Genomic DNA, 21,272 nt, shown 5'->3' with positions numbered 1-21,272 from the left:
TCTTCGCTGTAACAGCACTAAAAAAACAAAATTTGGTTTTAAGTATTTTATATCATTAATTATTCAAATCAAAGATGTTTTTAGAATATCATTTTGTTATGTATGAAATTCAAAAAATTTAATTCCAACAATTAAAATACTGTTTTGAGAATTTATACGCCAGAAAAGATAGGATAAAATGAATATTCCCTCAAAAAATATCAAGAAGAAATACAACAGAATAATGGTCAAAAATATAATTTCTGAAATCATGAAAACACGTGTAGTACTAATCGCCATTTTTTCTTTGCTGGTGATCTCAGCATCTTCAGCTGCCGATTATCACTTTTCTAACGAAAGAGGAGACGATTCCAGAAGTTTCGCTCAGGCCCAAAATCCTGACACTCCCTGGAAATCCATTGAAAAGTTGAATGCGATCTTTCCTTCGTTGCAACCGGGGGATAAGGTGCTTCTCAGAAGAGGGGAGACATTCTTCGGGACGGTCGTGATGACCAGTTCCGGGGCTTCAGGCAGGCCAATCACCATAGGTGCGTATGGAAGCGGAGCCGACCCCATCATCACGAGTTTCGTGACCCTCAGCGATTGGAAATCCATCGGGAATGGAATTTACGAAGCAGGACACCCAATGTTGAAAAACAAACCCACAACCCTGGTTGCGTTTAACGATCGCGACCGGGAAATGGGCCGCTACCCAAATTCCGATACAGCCAACAAGGGCTACCTTACCTATGAAAAAACTTCGTGGAATTCCATCACCGACAACGAGCTGAGCTCCTGGCCGAACTGGACCGGCGCGGAAGTAGTCATTCGGAAAATCTATTGGATCCTGGATCGGCATAAAATAACATCCCATTCGGGAAACACCATAAACTATGCGACCAATCCTGGGACACCTTATCAGCCCAAAGCAGAATTTGGCTATTTTATTCAGAATCACGTCCGCACCCTGGACCAGCTGGGGGAATGGTACTACGATGTAAACGCGGCCAAACTTAAGGTTTTCTTTGGAAGCGATCGTCCCTCTTCACACTCTGTACAGATTGCTGTTTTGGACAACCTGCTAACCCAGGTAAGGCGGGTAATCACGTAGTGATTGAAAACATCCATTTCCGGGGAGCCAATGCGCATGCCGTTGAGCTCAAGACAGGCAATAATGTAGCCATCAAAAATTCTAAAATCGAGATGGTCGGGGTGAACGGTATTTATGCACACGGAAGCTATCGCCTCTTATTGGAAGGCAACGAGGTAGTCGACGTGCACAACTCTGCGATCGAACTGAACTCCTGCGACGATGCAATTATCCGGAACAATCAAATCGAAAATATTCAGCTGTTCCCCGGGATGGGCAAATCTGGTGACGGAAATGGGTTTGGTATTTTCTCTCCCAATGACAACAACCTGATTGAAGGCAACCGCATCATCAACTCCGGCTATGTGGGCATCCGCTTTGGCGGAAACAATACAGTGGTGAGAAATAATTTCATCAACCATTTCAACAAAACTAAAAATGACGGAGGTGGCATCTACACCTACACCGGCGGAAGCAACGAACGGTTTTACAATAGAAAAGTTATTGGAAACATCATTCTCAACGGTCAGGGTGTGGTTGAAGGAACGAATATTCGTTCCGCACTGGCAAAACCGCAATCCGAAGGTATCTATCTGGACGACAACACGACCGGAGTAGAAGTAGCGTACAACACCATTGCCAATATGTCCAGCAAGGGCATCTACCTACACAATGCCCGCGAAAACCACATTCACCACAATACGGTGTACAACAGCACGTATCAGTTGTTTTTTAGAAACGACCATATGGGAGCAGACATCCGTAATAATACCATCGAAAACAACGTATTTTTTACCCAAAACGGTGCACAGAATAATCTAAACGCGAGTTCGATCAAAAACGATATCGGGCAAATGGCCACGTTTAAGCGTAACGTATATGCGAGCCCAATGACCGACAACTTCCGGATTATTAATAAATCCAACATGGGTACCAGTAGCGAACTAACCAAGGTCCTGGATCTGGATGGCTGGAAGTCGCTTTACGGCACCGATCAGGAATCCAAAATTCATCCGGTAGCAATTCCAGCTTTCGAGGTAAACGGCACGAAGGGGAGCAACAAATACGACAACGAGGGATTTGATACTCATGCAAATTACGTGACCGTTAAAAATGCCAAAACATCCTGGATCAGTAATTCAAAATTGGACGGCGGAGCGCTCCGCGTGACCGGATCCGGCTCGTTTGAATTCAACGTAAACGTGGGAAAAGTGGCCGAAGGAGAAAATTACCTGGTCCGGTTTAGCGGTGTCGCCAACAAATCTTTTGCGGGCAAGCTTTATTTTAGAGAGCGGTTTTCTCCCTGGAGAACGATCAGCGCAGTGAACACGGTGGAATTTTCTACAGAGAGAAACGAATACGAAATCTTACTCAGCCCCGCTGTAAGTTCTGGAGAGACGGTAATGATGTTTAAATTTGACAACGTAAGTGCTGCTGATTTTCAGCTCGACAATCTGAGTGTCTTCGAAGCCGACTTGCAACTCGCCGACCCGGACGAAAAAATATTTTTCGCTTATAACGAGACAAATTCGGAAAAAACAGTGAGCCTCTCCGGGGAATTTGTCGATATGGATAATAACCCCCATTCTGGCAGCATCAAAATCGCCCCTTTCCGGTCTGTGATTTTAATTAAAACCTCGTCCGAAAAAATCAATCAACCCGCTCCCATACAGCAAGCAAGGGTCATTATCCCCGAATACGGATCGGGTATGATCGAAGGCGACGATCTTCCCATTACCTTACAAGTCGACGAAGGAAGAGAGCCGGAAGTAGAAAAAGTGAATTACTACTACTGTGAAAAACTGATCGCCACAGAAACCGAAAGCCCGCTTGATTGTACCTGGGAAAACGTACCCTACGGGTCGCACTACGTGTACGCCGAAGCATTGGATGTGTTTGGCAGAACCGTTTTCTCTGACAGTGTAGCGATTCAGGTAAAGAAGCAAAATATCCTCCCCATCATCACCCTTACTCAGCCACTCGAAGCAACGGAAATCGTTGCCGGAGAAAACCTGATCGTGGCAGGTTCTGCGATTGACCTGGATGGAGAGGTAGCCGAAGTAAATCTGTTGGTCAATGGAAACTCCGTCGCCAGCACAACGACTTCCCCATTTGAATTTACCTGGAGTTCCACCCAGGAGGGCACCTATATCCTGGCACTCCAAGCAAAAGACAGCGATAGGGGCATAGGCCTTTCCGAAGAGGTTCAAATCTCCGTTCGTGCCGAAGAGCCCCCTACGGAAGTTACTCCGGTTGACCAAACGGATACCGCCGAAGAGACTCCAGTTGACGAGACAAGTACTACCGAAGCTACGGACGACGTATCACCTGCGTACAGCTTGTTTGTAAACCTGGGAACACAAAAACCAACGGTGTACGACGGCGCCCAATTTGAAGGCGAACAGGCGGTAACTAGTGGCATCACCGGCAGAACGTATACCTACTCCAACACCGCATTTTCGGACGCCTTGTTCCAGACGGAACGCAACGGAGCGAATTTCACCATAGCGGTACCGGTTCCAAATGGAACGTATACGATCAAAACCTATCATAACGAGTTGTACTTTGGGCACGCCGGTGTTTCGGCACGGGCAGGAAGGCGAATCTTTGATATCCAACTCGAAGGTAGGACCGTACAGGATGATCTGGACCTGTATGTGGCGAACAATAACCAACCTCTCGTGCTGACATTCGAATCGGTACAGGTAACTGACGGAAAGCTGGATTTGGGATTGGTAGCGTCCTCCAACAGAGGCACCATTAGTGGGCTGTCCATTGTAAGTGAAACAAGTTCGTCCACAGAAAACACCGCGAATACACCCATCGCCGAAAAAACAAGTGGAGAATTGGAGCCTGTAATGCGATTGAAAACCGGATTCAACAGAACGGTACGCTACGAAGGAGAAGACTTCCAACCGGATTACAACCTGGGGTACTTCAGTTCTTCGGCCACCTATACCCAGACCTCAGCCAGCAACGAGCCATTGTTCCAGACGGAACGAAACGCGCAGACCCTGAACTATAGCATTCCCCTTCCAAACGGAAGCTATACCATCAAAACCTACCACAACGAGCTTTGGTATGGCAAAGATGGTCCAGCTGCGCAGGCCGGAAACAGAGTCTTTGATTTTTTCCTGGAGAATAACCTGGTAAAAGATGATTTTGACATCTTTGTCGAAAACAGCAATCGGCCTGCTATCCTTACCTTTCAAAACATTGAGGTAAAAGATGGTGTCCTGAACCTGAGCATGGTGGCAAGTGCAAACCGAGCAACGATTTCCGGACTGGCTATATTCAGGGAACTAACCGCTCCGGCCGAAACAGGATCGCAACATGTATTCTTCATGAATACCGGTGGCAGGTCGGACGAACAGCTCAATGGAGATGTGTATATCGCCGAAGAAAATAATGAAGTATTCTACAACTCGGCCTCCTACCGTTTTGAAAACAGAAGGGCTTCGCAGCAACCGCTGTTCCAAACCGAACGTAACGGGGCAAAGCTGGCCTACGCCATCCCTGTACCAAACGGTACGTACACCGTTCTTACCCTTCACAACGAGCTTTGGTTTGGACATGCAGGCCCGGCTGCCACTGCTGGAAATAGAGTCTTTGACCTGGCATTGGAAGGAAAGGTAGTGAAAAAGGACTTCGATATCTTTGTAGAAAACAACAATGCACCCACGCTGCTGTCTTTCGAAAACATCACCGTTACCGATGGAATCCTCAATCTGGAAATGAACGCCACACGAAACCGGGCAACGATATCCGGCATAGCGATAATTGGCGTCAATGCGAAGAATGCATCCGAGGGCGGAAACCTCCGTGGATACCGGGAAATGTTTAGCAGAGGCTACAAGGAAATGTTTGGCAGAGGCTACAAGGAGATGGACGTTTACGCTCCGAATAGCGAGCAAAATAACGTATCGATCTTCCCGAATCCAGCCAGAGACAAAGCTACGATGGTGCTCGAGCAGGAGATTGGCCAGGGAAGAGTGCTCATTCACAACATGAACGGTCAACTGGTCAGCCAATACGAGTTGGATTGGATCCGAACTTCTGGAAATCAGTTCACCCTTCCACTTGACAACCTCGCCCAGGGCATGTACCTGATTAGCGTGAGCGATGACCAGAACATCGTAAGTAAGCAACGATTGATTGTCAATCCATAAACAGAAAATCCCCCTGGAATGTGAATCCAGGGGGATTTTTTTTACTGCCCGATAGGAGAAATCAACCGTTCCGCTATAGCCCGGGATATCCATGCGTTCCATTTTTTTTGGCGAGTACCGTCACCGCCTTGTATCGCCTGGGTTAGGCTAAACCAAACTGCATGAAATCCCTTTTCAGCCCAATTGACAGCCCATCGGCCAGGGTACGCAGATAGCATCAACGCAACATCAGGCTCGCCGAGAGCCTGCATTTAGCGGAATACTTCTGTAAAACGCGCCTTCCAAAAAAATACTCCTCTCCTTTTGTCCCTATAATCTTTTAAAAACCTAAGGTATTCCTCCTTGTATTTTTTCGGATTTCTTTCATTGCCTTGGATGAATCCTTCACGGAGCGACTGTCGGCATTTTTCCCTGCCTTTCCAGCTACTTCAAAAAATCTGTACATACCTTCATCTGCACTACAAAAGAGGGGAAAACCAGAAGTAGGGACTGCTAAAAAGCGCATAAAAACGGTCCCCAGGCCACCAGGCAGAACCAAACCCAGGTAGGTAGGGAACGCGTCCACCTGCGCTAGATCAAGTCTGGCTTGAGGAAGTTAAACCGAAATCCATCGTACTGCGAATCGTCGAATACCAGACCGCCAATTTACTATTTCCGTAACCGACCGCTTTGAGCGACCGAGGGTAGGCTGACCTCAGGCAGATCATTGGTCCCAATCACCCGTCTATTGTTTTTGGTAACGTATCCAATGTACCTACAGCGAATATCTACAGAATTAGGTAATAAATTATGTCGTTAATTTTTGATAAACAGTAATTTATTTCGAGTGATGGTTTTTTAATCACGCATTTAGGCATATATTGGACCCTTAAATGTGAAACTAAGTCTTTACTATTCGAGTGTAAAGAAAAGTTCAGTATCCTCAGTTTACTTGTCTGTGATTGGGCAAACAAAAATTAAAATGCCTATTCGGAAATTCACGGCATGTACCCTACTTGGTTCGCCCAAAATCACAAGACCTTATTCCTGAGGGCAAATCCACGAACGGTGGGAGATTTTCTTAGTCTGCTATCTTTCAATGAAAGTATCCTGCGGATGTAAAACCAGGCGATCGTTCAGCTGTAAGTTTCCCTTGCAATTTCCGAAAGAGAGTACTGGAAAGTATCCAAGACTTCTCCGGAAGGCTGAAGGCAACAGGCACGGGATTTCACGAACAAAACTACCAATAACGCCAGGTTTACAAGAAAACGGATCAGAAAAAACATTGGTCGACCGTAGAAAACGGTTTGCGGGGGATGGTACCCTTGAACAGTGAGGGATTCCATGGACACCGACTCAAGCCAAGATTGTACTTGTCTGAGAACGGTGACACCGGCATGCCTATGCGGGAAAAAATTATGCGAAGGACCGGTATCAAGCCCTACTTGCCGAACCTGACGCCATAAAAATGAGGAAAGAAGAATCGCCAGGCGATACCGATAATTGCAAGAGGAGGAGCTGGGGAAAACGAACCTCAGATCCGCCAGGAACCGTTTCAAGCGATAATAAATGCCAATCGCGAAAGCGGAATCAATTTTCTGTGAACGGAACAATACCGGAGAAATAATGGGTAGCCATGCCCTCTTCTGAAAGCAGGTAATGCCTTTAAGCGATCGTTTGATTGCCGTATTTGTATCACGAAAGTTCAACGTATTATAGTAAAATTACCTATGGAAAACGGAACCGAAACGACCGATATCATCATCGTCGGATACCCCAAAAGTGGAAATACATGGATTACCCGGCTAGTAGCCGAATTGGTCGGATGCCCTGTAGTCGGTTTTTTGAATTCTGACCATCACGAGATCGCCCGGGAAGGGTTGGAGCGAGAGTCTAATTTCCGGTGCTATAAATCTCACCACCAGGTATATGAGCTGGATGAGATCGACATAAAAAGTAAAAAAATCATCTATGTTCTCAGAGACCCAAGAGATATTTGTCTCTCTGGCTCGGCTTATTTCGTAATCGAACGGTGGCCATTCTTGGGGAGACTTTTTAGTGACTATCCGAAAATGTACAGAATTTATAAAGGAATTAACAAGCTGATAATTTCCCGATCAAAGTACCGAATAAAGCGTATGGCCGAAGCGATAATTTATGGTTCCAGGGAAGTTCATTGGTGGGTTCGGGTATCCTGGGCGGCCCACTATAAACCCTATCTCGAGAAGAATACGTTTTTCGTGAAATACGAAGACCTGCTAAGCAATACCAAAGAGGAATGCGAAAGAATCATTGATTTTTTAGGTATACAGCGGACCGATGCGCAAATAAATGCAGCCATTGAAAAACAATCGTTTAAAAATAAAAAGAAGGAATTTCTAAAAAAAGGCCAACAAAAGAAGGCGAACTTTTTGCGAACGGGACGGAAAGAGCAGTGGCGAGAGGGACTTCCCCTACAACAAAAAAAGATGTTCGAAGAAATGTTGAATACCGAACTGATTCAGTTTGGCTACCCTACCGAAAAAGAATAAAGCAAGGTACCCTACGACCTGTGGTGCAAATGCTTTGCAATTTTTTGGTAGATACCGGTTTACCTTTGGTGCACTTGGATTCGCTAAAGCACCGGGCTCGACGAGGGCACCGGAACCGAGCAGCAGATACGTGATCCTGAAAGGCAGGCTACTCGAGGGAACCCTGCATTCGGGTTACCAAGGGCCTGAGTACAGCGGTGTACTCCTCTGCCACATGCCGTCTTGAAAAAATACCTACCCTGCCCTTGTTCTTATAATCCTGTACAGAACTGGCGTACGCCTCGTTGTTGATGTAGATTTCTCTCAATGCGTCGGCTATTTCATCCACCGAACGGCTATCGACTTTTATTCCCACCTTTCCATCTTCTTCAAAAAACCCATCCACGCCTGCATTCTTAGCGTAGATGATGGGTAGACCGGAACCAAGGGCTTCGATAAAAACCAATCCAAACGTTTCCGGGCTACTGGGTAGGACCAAACCCAGATAATTGGGGTACACATTCACCAACTCTTCATTCGGTACGGGTCCAAGTAAATTAAATAGAGAGGGATGGTTGCACGCATCGATGTACTTTTGAATCGCTTTTTTCGATTTTTCAGTGCCGGGACCTATAATGTCCAAACCTACCGAGGGTATCGTGCTGTGAAGCGCATCCATGGCCTCAATCACCCGTTTAATGTTTTTCCTTTTGTACGAATCCAGTTTAAATACCGAAACGAATTTGTTGGTTTTATTAGTAGCAGAAGCTGCAGCTTGTTTACCCGGCTCGATAATATTCGGAATCAATACGGATTTTTCCTGAAAGGGTATATCGGGAAAATAGTTTTCCAATTGATCCCTTGTCCAGGGGGCAAGAAACAATACCTTAGACGCCCTGCGCAAGATTTTCGCATATAGAGGTCGCGACCATCGTTTCATCTTAATTACTTTCAGATCGGAATCGCCCCGGATGGTTACGATAAATGGAATACCTAATCTCTCTGCCAGGACAAAGGCAATGATGCCCTCAAAAGTCAATTTATGTGCATGAATCAGATCAAATTCCTTCGCACCGGTCCCTATTGCCTTTAGAACACGCCTGCTTGCCAAGCGCATGCAGGTCGTAAGACCAATACCAAAAGGAAGTCCAAAAACCCTCATCGCAAATCCATAATCCGTCCGGACTGCCTTGTAGTCCGCGAAAGGACTCGCCGCACGTTTCATTGAAAACACGACGTTCTCGAATTCTTCTTGGGCATCCACGAGGTTCTTGACCGCTTTTGTCTTATCCTTATGTAAAAAGCCCGGGTAATCAAAAGAGAGGTGAAATATTGACATAGGAAATCTATTTAATCCGAAAAACGCAATCAAATCGCCTTTTTAAATATTTCAGCCATTTCCTGGCCGAAAATCCCTGAATGATACCTGGTCCGGTACAATTTCCTCGCATTCTCCTCCATTTGGGGAAAACTATCGGAAAGTGAAAACATCCTGTTTAACGCTTGCTCCCATCCCGTCACTGTATTATCCTTCACCCAGAGTCCAATATTCTCTTTTTCTATATCAATGTCAACGTAGGGATGGTACGTCATCAAAACGGGCTTTCCCATCGCGATGCAATCGTTTAGTACGGTGAGCCCGAAGGTATTTCCACGGTTTTTGATCGCATCCCGAATCGGAATAATCACGAAACCAGAGGCCTGATAGGCCTCCATCAAAACCGGGTAGGGTACCCAAGAATTATCTACAGATACATTTGGGGGAAGAACTTTTGAAGAGGAAACCCCCTGTTCGGTACAAAAAATCTTCAACGGATGCCCGACCTTCTCAAACGCCGCAATCAACATATCGTAATCCCTATCTACCGTACCGGCGCATACGGCAAATGGTTCGAAATCTTGGGGCTTTTTGGTAGCTACATGATTTTGATAAAACTTCCTATCGGGTCCCCAATGGACGTAGTGAAAATGTTTGTCAACGTACTCCTGCGAAAAACCCAAATCATTTTTGGTCTTTTCGAGTAATTTTTTACTAAAGAACGCAAAGTGGTCAAACTGTTGGTATCCTTTTTTTAAAATTCGATTAAACAACGTGTCTTTTTCACCGTAATACTGGAAACCTTGATGCCCAAGTACAACGATAGGGACACTCAAAAGTCGCATCCACTTCAATAAGGATAGCAAGCGACTATTGGCCAAAGGGTAAGGTAAGTACAAGGCGTCATACCGGCTTACCTTTAAGACTGCCCTTACCTGCTGGTCCAAAAATGGAATCCGCAGAAAAGCACCCAGACGGTTCAACCAGGCATGTTTCTCGTATTCCAGAATATCCACCACAAATTCTCCAGACTCCTCCAATTCAATTTTTCCCATGAGGAAATGACTGGGGTTTTCCCCTTTCGCCCAATTGTTATAAATCGTATCAAATGAATAAGAGTTGATGAGAAGAACGTTAATCTTTCGCCGATTTTCCATGCGTATTATCTAAAAGACTGTTAATTCGCTCGTGTACATACTTTGCCGTCGCTTGCTCCGAACATCGTGTTTCCCACCATTCGATCATTTGCGCTTGTAACGCTTTCAACCGCTCTGGATCGTTCAGAAGCTCTTTGACCGTTGCCATTCCCTGTTTCCAATCGTCAATTTCGATTATTGGAGATCCCCGATAAAACGCGGTATTCGGCAAGCGTTCGGAAACGATTACGCATCCGGCACGCATTCCCTCAAAATGTCGAAAGCATTCTGTCATATCGTATCCTTTTGGACACAATACAATTTTACTCTCAGAGAGAATCTCACCGTATTTTTCGGTGGAAAAGCCAGATTTGAACGAACTGTTAAACATAAGTATGGAATCCGGAAATTTCCCGCTAAAATCGTCTTGGGTTTTTAACAGTACCTTTCGGTACAGTTCACCATTAAAAATTCGCTGCGGAGGTAAAAGCCATTTGAACCCGGCCAGGTTTCTGAAAAAGTCGATCCTGTTTTTATTCAAGTTGCCTCGAAAAAACACGTTGTAGGTTCGTTCCATGATTGGCTTCACCGGTAGAAAGGCCGGCACGTCCTTTACATAGCCAATTTGTATCGGAAAAATATTACCGGAATTGAACCGATCTCCGATGTATGCCTTGAAAATAGCAAAATAATGCTTCGCGTACGGCCTTGGGTCTTTTCCCGACTCGTCTGAAAAATAAAATAAAACTTTTCTCTTGTTGCTTTTTACGTGAATACTCTCCGGTAGTGCGTCCTTCTTGTGATTGGTGAAAATAAAAAACTCAAAATCAGAAAAATTTGCTTTCATTATCCGCTGCAACTCGTCAAAAACCCCGGCTATAAACAACCCTTCGTTCAACTCTTCAAACCTGTAGTCTGAGTTTTTCTCGTAATGTACATTGGGGAGTTTCAACAAATCTTCACCAACTAGCTTATTACTACTCACATTTACCCTATTTATCATTAAACTCATCTAACATAAAAACACTACAGAGGGTATGGTGCAACGCTCGCCAAAAAAAAACGGGACAAGACGCAACCACTGCGTCTGCGCATACATACGAGGCCTCCGTCCACGCAATCCCACTCCCACCTACAACCGACTGATATAGTCTTCCAGAAAGTCGATAATTCGTTCTTTCTTTGAAACGTAGGGGGCGGGTTCAAAGCTTTCCGCCCTTTCCAATAAATCGATCAAATCATCCTCTTCCCGCCAGGCGATCAAATACCCCAGTTTTTCGAATTCGTTAAGGATTTCTAACTGATGATCGTCCACGTGCTCGCCGTACTTCGCTAATCTCGGTATGGCAATCACTTTTTTTCCTAGTTTTACCGCTTTTAAAATCGACCCGGAACCGGCGTGGGTTACGATGATACGTGCTTTCTTGTACAATTCGATCAAATCATCCGCCGACATGAACGGCTGAAACGTCAAATAATCGGAAACAAACTCCGTGTGTCCGGACTGAACGATTATTTCCTCCTTTAACGATCCTTCCTTGCAAAGCCTGTCTATCGCTACAAGCGGACGTGTAAACTGAATGGGAAATGTTCCCAGTAACACTAAAATCATACGCGTTTGGTTAGGTGAGTAAGCTAATTTTGATCAATATATTCCTCCTAAATATATTCCTTTTTTGTAATACTGTTGAGGGCCCGGCCATTGCAAGATAAACTTGTCAGCGATCGGATAGATAAGATCCGCAGAAAATGCTCTGGAATTGATTCTGGCAAAAGACAATATCCAGATTATTTTCCTACCCAATAGCTTGCCCAAAATGCACATAGGAACTGCCGTATGGCTTCCGGTGGTGATGATCGCTTTTGGAAAGTGCGTAAGCAAAATTTTTATCGTTAGAAAAAAATTAACAAGGACATTTACAAAGAACCCCACACTCCTGCTTTTTCCGTTCGATCTCCCTCTCAAATACTTGATGTTGTATTGGTTTTGATAAGAGACAGTAGAAGGAGCCATTTCCGTAACGAGCAGGTAGTCGTATTGGGTAAACCAATCCTTTAACTCCAGTATTTGCGCCAGATGCCCGCCGTCCGAACAAATCAAAATTATCTTTTTTTTCTTCATCTTCCTCATAATCGTTTAAAGCAATTAGGCATTTTCCCTTTTCATCCAAACATCAGAGAATACATTTTTTATTTGTTTGGCAAAAATCTCCGCGTTGAACGTGTTTCGATACACGGAGAGGGCACTTTCACCCATTTGTCGCATTTTTTCTCGATCGTTCATTAACATTTCGACTGCATTCACCCATCCTGTGACGTCGCCCATCTCTACAAAGATACCGAACCCTTCTTTCTCAGCATCAAGGTTTAGGGTGATATTTTTGGTGATAATCGTCGGTTTTCCGAGAGCAATTACATCCTGAATGCTGGTCATCCCCTGACATCCCTCCTTACGGCGATCGTATTTCAGCGGAATCAGGATTGCTTCGGCATTCAAGTAATACTCCATCAATTTCATATAGGGGATAAATTCCGAGTGAACGGAAACGTTCGGCGGAAGATTGGCAACCTTCGGCATCGATTTTGCCGTACAGAAGATCTTTAGTTTGTAATCCAAACTTCTAAATGCTTCAATCAACGTCTCGTAATCCCTGGAGGTATGCCCCGCACTAATCAGGTATGGTTCGTCGTCCTCAATGGCCTTGAATTTCGACCGGTCATAAAAATTGAGATCGGGGCCCCACTGAGCCGTATAGAGCTTTTTAGCCACCGTATCGTTATCGATGTTCAACCTTTCAATCGCCTGGGCCAAAAGGCCTTCGCTCAAATAAATGCTTGCATCATAGGTTGTAAGGAGTTTTTTGGTAAGCTTCCTGACCAGATTTGAACTTGAATTTGTTCCAATAAACGGCTGATGAATGGTAACGACGATCGGCTTCCGGTAGATTTTAATTAATTTAAGTAATAGTAACAGTTTCGTGTTTTTGGTATTGTACGGGGCGTACAAGATATCGTAACTTCCCGGGGAAAACAAGATCCGAATTTGCTGGTCAAGATGCGTGATTCCTATCCACCCTCCAATCCGGTTAAGCCATTTGTATTTCTCGTGCGGAAAAACAATCATTTTGTAATCACTGATTTTTTCCAACTCAATCTTACCCCAAACGTGATGACTACCGCTTTTTCCTTCGCTCCAGAGCTGGTACGCTGTCTCCATGGAGTAGCTATTGATCAATAAAATCCTCATTGCAACTACTAGAAATAAATGGCTACATACTAATAATACATACGCACCGAGACGAAATCGAGTCCTACAGGGTTTGTATTGCTACTAAAACAAGACGTATAATGTCTTCCGGGGCCCGCTCCATAAAACAACTCCCGCGACCGGACACGAAAAGATACCGCCAAAAACCAATCCCGGTATACGTAGGTAGAACCGCCGGACAAAGGAAAAACGATCGCTTTGCCCGGCGGAATTACACCCAATTAGTTTTGGCTATAGGTATCAATTAAGGTCTTGGTCTGATGAATATTTGGTCTGGAAGAGGCTCCAAATAAAATGGATTCAACGCCTTCCAAGGAGCAAACGTATTCCAACGCCTCCGAAGGAGGAAGTGCTCCTGCGGCAAGTACCTGCATGGCCACTAACCTGCATCGTTTTTGCGCGATTACTTCTTCGTACTTCTCTTTTCCCCCCGACATCCTAAATCCGATTTTATTGATTGACGCGCAAACGGTCGGGTTTTCTATTCCTGCTTTTTCAAGCGTGTCAAGCAGCAAGGGGAGATTCATCGTAATAAAGCCCGGCTCAGCATTGTGCTTCTCCTTTACATGCCGGTAAAATGTAACTAAAAACTCGGTCATTCCCAACCCCAAGAGCAGATCGGTAATAACATTTTGTATCCAAATTACCGGGGTCTTTATTCCCTTAAACATTTTCAATTCAGCGTCTATCATTAACTCCGCCAACGCAGAGAAATCTTTTTTCATAAAAGCCAAGCCACCTTTAGCAAACGTATTCACAATGTTCCCGGGCACAAACTGTTTGATGGTACCCAAATAACCCAACTCCGTCACTGCATTGGCATACTTATGGGCGTAGGGCATACAGGGATAAATTTGAAAATTGTTGTACTTTTCGTTTCCCCGGATCACATCGCAGATATTTGCAATGCGGTCATGAGTGGTGCACATAAACGTATTGATTCCCTCGTCTATCGCGATGTCCAGCACCTTCATTATTGCCTCATCTTTTTGAAATTTCATCGTCTGAGCCCTGGATTTCTCATCAGAACTGTGGTTTACACCAAAAAACTGATTATCTCCAAATAATACTCTATCCATTATCTTAGTATTTAGCGTTTTCAAGTAATTTTGTTATTGTCTGATCCGTCACCGTAGCGTTCTTGAAACTACTTTTATTTTGAGTTTCTTTTTTTAGAATGCAGTCAATGAAGTGGTCCAACTGAGAGCTGTATTCTTCGCCCCTCAGGTAAAAATCCACCGAGTCAGTAAGGTCTGTCAAATACTTGATCGTCCAACCCTTTTCCAGCCCTTCCTCCTTGTTTGCTTCTTTCAGAAAAATCTTTACTTCCGTGGCATCTGCTATTAATTTCCCCTTCTTTCCCATAACGGTGATCTGAGTCGTCATTTTCCGGTGGGTTTCATCACTCCAGTTCACGGATAATTGCCCCGTCACCCCATTTTCCAATTCCAGGCTGCTGTACACAGCGTCTTCTACGCCCTTGGAAAAAATACTTTTCAGCAAGGTCCCGGAAACTGCCGTCGGCTTGCCCAAAAGGAAATGTACCAGATCAATGGTATGCGACGCATAATCGTACAAGCAGCCTCCACCCTGGTTCTTTTCAGATCTCCAGGTACCTCCCTTTTCTCTCAGGACAACCGGGCCGTAGGATTCTGCCAGAAAATGGTACACCTCTCCAAGTATATCTTTTCCCAACAACCTCCTGACCTCCTCAAAGGTCCCTAAAAATCGATTGTGATAGCCCACTTGATTGACCAACCCTTTGGACGCCGCTTTCTCTGCCAGCCGAATCCCGTCAGCCGCATCCAGCACGAACGGCTTTTCACAGAACACGTGAATATTGCGCTCCAACCCGTAGTCTACCATATCGGCATGAAACTTGGTCGGAGAAGCGATAAGCAATGCATCCAGGTTGGCCTGGTCGATCATTTTTTTATAGTCCGTGTAACACGGAAACGACGAATATTTTTTGAACCCATCGATTACCAAACCTGAGGTGTCACATACACCTGCAACCTCTACTTCCGGATGGGCGCCCAAGATTGAACAATGCGATAAACCCATTTTTCCAAGGCCTATAATCCCTACTCTAATCATTTTTAATTCGGTTTAAAATATGTATTAATAGTGCAGTATAATATCTCAAAAACAACAAAATTACTCATAAATCTACGAGTACCCGATCTACTTTTTCAATAAACTTCCCCCAATTATTCTCCTCAAAAAAGGCGTCTCGTTCCAACTTTAACGTCTCGGTGGTCGTGCCGGGATGCTGGAACAAGTCTACGATCTGCTCAAAATGCTCGTAGGTTTTTACAAAACTCAGGTGACTAAGATCTTTGAATGCACCGTGGTTTGGCCCGACAATTATACTGCCCATTCGTATGGAATCTATCAACGAACCGGAACTGATCACCGTGTCGGAATTGTAGGTAAACAAAATGAATTTAGATTGCTGGGCAATCTTGTAGATTTCTTCCAAATCTAAAATTTCATTACAAAAGGTTATGTTATCGCTTAGGTACGATGTGATTTCCTCCAGGTACGCTTTATCGAAACATTTCCCCACGATCCTCACCTTATATTGGGAGGCATCCGGTAAGGTGGAAAGGAACCGTAAAAACTTATCAATCCCTTTATACCTGTGTACACTACCCCAAATCAAAAAATCGATGGTTTTATCCGAATCTTTGATGGGGAACAATTCTCTAATGGGATGCAAAATTACAACCACCTTGCCAGCATGTTCGGGGTACGTTTCCTCAACAAAAGACTTACCGGATTCGGAATGGGTGATAATCGTATCAGATCTACGCATCATTAATCTAAAAACTGTATCCGCCCCCTTGTTTTCCTTTTGATGATGGGATCCTTTATTATGTAATATCCAAACGATCTTCTTTTTGAATACACGGACCAACCACAAAAAGAAGGCAAAACCGGCTACTTGGACTCGACCCAATGTCTTTTCGGGCAAGTTTTCTATCCAATTGAATAGGAAAACGTCTGACGCGAAAAAATAGACAAATAAATTCAAAGTACCTATGTTTGGCGCATTTTTGTTCACTACCCGATGCTTTTTTGCAAGTTCCCGGTGAAAATCAAAAATATAGGGATTTGGAGACCCATAAAACCGATCGTGCTTGGGGTATAAAAAAATGTTTTTCATCGCATATTTAGTCTAAAACTGAAATCAGGGACTTTTTGAAATCATCCCGAACTTTTGTCCCTTCGTGTCTCTCCTTTGCCAACGCTATTGCCGCCTTGCCGTAGGCTTCCCTCTCGGTAGGATTGGAGAGCAATTCTTCCACTGCCTTCGTCAAGGCTTCAATTTTATTGATGGTTACGACTTTGGACCATTGATACTTTTTCGCATAATCCACCAACGCCGTCTCTTCGGGCGCAAAAATCAAGATGGGGGTTCCGCTTACCATGTATTCAGATGCTTTGGTTGGCATGGAGTACTTAATAAACTTGACTGCGGCTTGAGAAAAATCATAAGGAAGGTACAATATATCCGCTTCTCCAAATTTTAAGGGAAGCTGCTCGTAAGGTACCGGCTCCCGGTGTTTTACACAGGTGTATTTTTCCATCCAGGCCCTTTTTGTAGAGACCTGCATGATAAACTCTATCGAACTCCCCGTTTCGGAATTGATCCGCGTAACCGCTTTGGCCATATTCTCCAGGGACTCTTCCATCCCCAATCCAACCCTTCCCGCATACAAAATGGTCGGGTTTTTTCCATTCAATTCCCAGTTCGCTTTTTGACCCGTTTTCCAGAATTCAAAATCGATCGGATTATGGAATGCCTTGAATGCAACCCCGTAACGCCGACGGTATTCGTCCCCCATGAGTTCGCTGATCCCCAAATGAAGATCGGAAATTTTTAGCAGGTATCGAAACTCCCTGTCGACGATTTTGAACCAAAATCTTCCGAAAACACTTTCGTCCCGCACGTAGCTCGGCCAATCGTCCATCATATGAAAAATCATTGGCTTTTTTGAATATTCCTTTACCTGAGTACAAAACCGTACCCGGTTCCTTCCATGTGCCTGGGCGTAGATAATGTCCGGATCAAAATCATCCAGCCATTGGGTAAATTCATCTGACATCTTTAAGTCATACAACAACTCCATCAAACCCAACCATTTGAGTATCGGCTCGACATAGTTTATCAGAATCCGTGACCGTAACCTGGATTTCTTCGGTACAATTTCAGCAACCGGGCTTTTTTTGAAGTCCAGTAATCCCGATGGATACCGCCGCTTTAACTTATTAAACGGAAACGTCCAGATCGTTTCTTTTTCTCCCAGCTGATAATACGTATCACAGATATCTGTATTCGTATGGGTACTGACCAATGCGGGTAAACAGGCTAGCGCAAGTTTATCTTTGGGCCAACCCTGGAATAGATTGGTCAGCGTAATACCTCCTCCGGTATTGTTATTAAACGGTTGGATCAATATTAGAACCTTGGGATACTTCATCTTTCCAAAAAAAATAAACCTTCATCGAAATGCTTCTTTAATCGTTTCGTCCGACAAATAACGAATGTCTCTTGAATACCCGATCCCTACTGCGATCCAAAAAATCATGTAGTTGACCGAAAATATAAACACATTCATGGGATACAAACTTAAAATCCATAAAATAATCCAAATGCCGGCTGCCTTGGATAATAAATTTTTGGAACGGAAGAGTGCTTTAAAAGCAGCAGGGAGGGAAATCAAAAGAATCAGAACCAGCAAAATAGACCCGCCTTTCAAAATCATGTTGAGGTAGTCTGTTTCGATCATTCTCCGGTAACCTGTCGTGTCGTTCACGTCTATGTTTGGACAGAAATAGGTGCCGTTTATTCCGCGGCCAATTATCCAATCCTGTAATTCGAAATCACGGTAGAACGCAACTTCTACATATTCACGGGTGTTTTCGGTACTCCGTTCCTCAATTTTTTCGAAAAAACTAAACCGAAGTTTTTGATATATTTCTCCTGCATATACGGAAGCAACCAATAGCAGTACACCGAAAAGCATGGCCATCAATACTTTTCGATTTGAATAAAGATAAAGTATAAGGAGAAAAATAAGCAAATAAACCACTCCCAGAGCCAAAATGAATATCCGGGCCCGATAGGCCGACACGCCTACCATTAAAAGCACGGACAGTAATACCGTCAAATTCTTTGTTTTGCTATGATAGATATAGGTAAAAAGCAGAAACCCCATTGGGACAGCAAAATTTCTGGTAAAGGCTTCGAAAATAAACTTTTCATTTACGTTCGTCTCGTAGTGGGTGGTAACCTCTTCGAAGAAGATCAAATTGTACACGATATGCGCAATGGACAGGATAAAAATGACGGAAAAAAGCCGTTTGTAAAAGAATAAATTTCTAGGAAAAAAAAGAAGCAAGGGAAATAAATATTTAAAAACACCGCCAAAAATCACGGACTTGGTTCGTTCGTAGGTATACTCGTACCCATAAAACGTGATAAAGATCACCCATAAAAAGTACACTACCAATAGAATACTAATCACTTTATTGGGCGAGCGGAACTGGACCACATGATAGGTAGAATAAAAAATCCCAAGTAGCGCAATCATTTGAAACAATTGCTCAATTTTATACAAACTTTCGATAAAGGTATCTCCAAGCCCACCACTTATACTATACAGCAGTACGGATGCCCAAAACAACTTGTAATTAAAATTGAGTTCGTTTACGTATCTCTGATAGTTGATTGAGTATTCAATGGTATTCATGCTTCTTGAAATTGCTTTACAAAACCTTCCACATCGAAAAACATCTCTTCTACCTTTTGCAGGGATTCGTCATCGCCTTCCCACCATTTTGACCGTAAAAGTCCGTCAATGATTTCCTCCCTAAACCGGTATTTGATAATCCGTATAGGGCAGCCTACGGCAACCGCATAAGGAGGGATATCTTTACTTACCACTGCCCCTGCGCCAATGACGGCCCCGTCTCCAATGGTCACCCCATCCAAAATAACCACATTCGCACCAATGAAGACATCGTTTCCAATCGTGATGGGGATCAACTCTTTCACTTTGGTTTCCTTACAAAACGTAAAACCAGCCTGAGCACTCGCTGAATAAAAGGCGGGCGAAGTAGAAATACCGTTGATTGGGTGCATTCCCCAGCCACAAACCAAATTAGGCCCTATCGAGCAAAATTTCCCGATCGTGGTATTGTATATGCGGGCATTAAGGGAAATATAGCTTCCTTTATCCACTACGGTATTGCTCAATACGTGGTATTTGAATACCCTTGCCTGCGGATGGACCTTGCTATTGATCAAATTACCCCCCAGGATTTCCCAATAAACCGCATCCATTTTTGCCGATATTCTAAGCAGGGTAAAAATATTACTGAGAAAATTTCGTATGTAGCTGAAAATTTTCATTGATCCCAAATATTTTTCGCTGTTTTATTTACTATTTTTCGGGTCTGTATAAAGAACACCAATCCTTGCACCCCAAAAATGATCGTACTGGTAAGCGTAATCCCAACCAAACCAAACAAGCCGCCCAGGTAGATTGCCATCGGTATATTCAATACAGCCGAGATGGAAACCATGTAGAGCTGAAGTTTGATTTTTCCAATGCCATTTAAGAAAAACACATGAATGGTCTGCCAGATCGAAACCACCACGTACACACACATCGCCACGGAAAGGCCAAAAGGTACCTCCACCTTATCGCCCACCCAGATATCGTATAAGAATGGGGATGCAAACAAAATGCCTATGGCGGAAAGAACCGATAAAAGCCATATTTTTCTCATTTTGGCCAATGTATTTTTGATCCATTGGTATTCTTCACGAACGTATGCGTCGGTAAAGGCACTCCACAGCGGCGTGGCGACAATACCAAATCCCATCGTTACGATATTGAACAGTTTAAAAGCAATATTGAATGGAGTGACTTCCGTGGGGCCAAATAATTGAGTGATGATAATATTATTTGTGCTAAACAAAACGAGTGCTCCAATTTGTATGACGAAAAACTTACCACCTAAGCTCATTAAATCCCGAGCAAGGCTGAAGTCTACTTGCTTAAAGGACGGTGCGAACCGTTTGTATTCGTGGTTATAAAACCAAATACTTGAAAAAACTAACACCAAAACCGGTGTAAAACTCAAAGCAGTTCCGAGATAGATTAAGTTGCCCTCCGTGGTAAGCGTGAGGACATAAATCACTATCAACGAAAAAAGACTTCCCATAAAATTAAAAAAGGAGGCTTTTGCCGGTTCCTGATTGGCTGTAAGCACCGTGGTAATCAATTTGAGGACAAACTGAAGGCAAAAAAACGTGAATACGATCAAAGCCAGGACGCGCAACTCTCCGGCCATTTCCGCTGGAGAATTCAGGATATTCGCCCAATTCAAAAATGGAGTGATGCCGACGAAAATCAACAAGACAATACCAATGATTAAGCTTAAAACGACATAGGTGGTACTAATGTATTTCCGGGCAAGGTCGTATTCACCTCTCGCTATGCTCTCGGCAAATTTGTTACGTAATCCGTGTCCGAAACCAATATCGAAGAAACTAAACCAACCGACAATGGAGCTCAAGGTTAACCAAATACCATAACTCGTTGTATTAACGTAGTTTATAGTCAAAGGTACCAGTACCAGACTGATGGCAATACTTCCTCCCTTTATTACCAAGGAAGCAAGAATATTTTTTTTGGCTTTTACACTTCTTTTATGCCCTTTGTTGATGGCCTTATTTAATACGAAATAAAGGGAAGAAACTTGATTTCTCATACAGAAAAACTTTCACTAACACGTCGTCAATCTAA

General features: G+C 43.9%; 16 protein-coding genes. 3 read left to right on the top strand and 13 right to left on the bottom strand.

Translation table 11 applies throughout. The features are described from left to right. The first annotated feature begins 250 nt into the window (after window positions 1-250). The 3 genes from ABWH99_RS06550 to ABWH99_RS06540 all read left to right on the top strand — a co-directional run bounded on the left by ABWH99_RS06550 (window position 251) and on the right by ABWH99_RS06540 (window position 7,748). Complete coding sequence (locus ABWH99_RS06550; protein ID WP_375585489.1) at window positions 251-1,090, top strand: hypothetical protein; 840 nt, start codon at window positions 251-253, stop codon at window positions 1,088-1,090. Beyond that, window positions 1,090-5,238 carry a malectin domain-containing carbohydrate-binding protein gene (locus ABWH99_RS06545; protein ID WP_375585488.1) on the top strand — a complete coding sequence of 1,383 codons (4,149 nt, stop codon included), beginning with the start codon at window positions 1,090-1,092 and terminating at the stop codon, window positions 5,236-5,238. Before ABWH99_RS06550 ends, ABWH99_RS06545 begins: the two co-directional genes overlap by 1 nt. Window positions 5,239-6,947: 1,709 nt before the next feature. Continuing rightward, on the top strand, window positions 6,948-7,748 hold the full coding sequence (locus ABWH99_RS06540) for a sulfotransferase domain-containing protein (RefSeq protein WP_375585487.1): 801 nt from the start codon (window positions 6,948-6,950) through the stop codon (window positions 7,746-7,748). 148 nt (window positions 7,749-7,896) lie between these two features. On the opposite strand, the gene ABWH99_RS06535 is transcribed toward ABWH99_RS06540, so the two are convergent. The 13 genes from ABWH99_RS06535 to ABWH99_RS06475 form a co-directional block, all read right to left on the bottom strand. Next, on the bottom strand, window positions 7,897-9,066 hold the full coding sequence (locus ABWH99_RS06535) for a glycosyltransferase (RefSeq protein WP_375585486.1): 1,170 nt from the start codon (window positions 9,064-9,066) through the stop codon (window positions 7,897-7,899). Between the two features lie 29 nt (window positions 9,067-9,095). After that, window positions 9,096-10,100 carry a hypothetical protein gene (locus ABWH99_RS06530; protein ID WP_375585485.1) on the bottom strand — a complete coding sequence of 335 codons (1,005 nt, stop codon included), beginning with the start codon at window positions 10,098-10,100 and terminating at the stop codon, window positions 9,096-9,098. 79 nt (window positions 10,101-10,179) lie between these two features. Beyond that, window positions 10,180-11,166 (bottom strand): hypothetical protein, encoded by a 987-nt coding sequence (locus tag ABWH99_RS06525; RefSeq protein WP_375585484.1) that lies wholly within the window; start codon window positions 11,164-11,166, stop codon window positions 10,180-10,182. A gap of 147 nt (window positions 11,167-11,313) precedes the next feature. Further along, the gene (gene pssE, locus ABWH99_RS06520; protein WP_375585483.1) at window positions 11,314-11,793 is read right to left on the bottom strand and encodes a PssE/Cps14G family polysaccharide biosynthesis glycosyltransferase; all 480 of its coding nucleotides are present in this window, start codon (window positions 11,791-11,793) and stop codon (window positions 11,314-11,316) included. Window positions 11,794-11,826: 33 nt separating this feature from the next. Then, window positions 11,827-12,303 carry a PssD/Cps14F family polysaccharide biosynthesis glycosyltransferase gene (gene pssD, locus ABWH99_RS06515; protein ID WP_375585482.1) on the bottom strand — a complete coding sequence of 159 codons (477 nt, stop codon included), beginning with the start codon at window positions 12,301-12,303 and terminating at the stop codon, window positions 11,827-11,829. Between the two features lie 24 nt (window positions 12,304-12,327). After that, a complete protein-coding gene (locus ABWH99_RS06510; protein WP_375585481.1) occupies window positions 12,328-13,428 on the bottom strand; it encodes a glycosyltransferase in 1,101 nt (366 codons plus the stop codon). Window positions 13,429-13,670: 242 nt separating this feature from the next. Then, window positions 13,671-14,528, bottom strand: coding sequence for a hypothetical protein (locus tag ABWH99_RS06505; protein WP_375585480.1), 858 nt, complete (start codon window positions 14,526-14,528; stop codon window positions 13,671-13,673). 4 nt (window positions 14,529-14,532) lie between these two features. Beyond that, window positions 14,533-15,546 (bottom strand): Gfo/Idh/MocA family protein, encoded by a 1,014-nt coding sequence (locus ABWH99_RS06500; RefSeq protein ID WP_375585479.1) that lies wholly within the window; start codon window positions 15,544-15,546, stop codon window positions 14,533-14,535. Between the two features lie 64 nt (window positions 15,547-15,610). Next, the gene (locus tag ABWH99_RS06495; RefSeq protein WP_375585478.1) at window positions 15,611-16,270 is read right to left on the bottom strand and encodes a hypothetical protein; all 660 of its coding nucleotides are present in this window, start codon (window positions 16,268-16,270) and stop codon (window positions 15,611-15,613) included. Between the two features lie 355 nt (window positions 16,271-16,625). Then, window positions 16,626-17,936 (bottom strand): group 1 glycosyl transferase, encoded by a 1,311-nt coding sequence (locus ABWH99_RS06490; protein WP_375585477.1) that lies wholly within the window; start codon window positions 17,934-17,936, stop codon window positions 16,626-16,628. Between the two features lie 21 nt (window positions 17,937-17,957). After that, window positions 17,958-19,208: a hypothetical protein gene (locus ABWH99_RS06485; RefSeq protein WP_375585476.1), complete on the bottom strand. Its 1,251-nt coding sequence runs from the start codon at window positions 19,206-19,208 to the stop codon at window positions 17,958-17,960. Beyond that, window positions 19,205-19,870 (bottom strand): CatB-related O-acetyltransferase, encoded by a 666-nt coding sequence (locus ABWH99_RS06480; protein ID WP_375585475.1) that lies wholly within the window; start codon window positions 19,868-19,870, stop codon window positions 19,205-19,207. The genes ABWH99_RS06485 and ABWH99_RS06480 overlap by 4 nt, the downstream gene beginning before the upstream one ends. After that, entirely contained in the window at window positions 19,867-21,237 is a 1,371-nt protein-coding gene (locus tag ABWH99_RS06475) for a lipopolysaccharide biosynthesis protein (RefSeq protein ID WP_375585474.1), read from the bottom strand. The genes ABWH99_RS06480 and ABWH99_RS06475 overlap by 4 nt, the downstream gene beginning before the upstream one ends. Window positions 21,238-21,272 lie beyond the last annotated feature (35 nt).

Source organism: Cyclobacterium xiamenense (assembly GCF_042140265.1).
GTDB lineage: Bacteria > Bacteroidota > Bacteroidia > Cytophagales > Cyclobacteriaceae > Cyclobacterium > Cyclobacterium xiamenense_A.
Note: the sequence above shows the minus strand (reverse complement) of the source record. Positions and strands in the feature narration are given on the sequence as shown.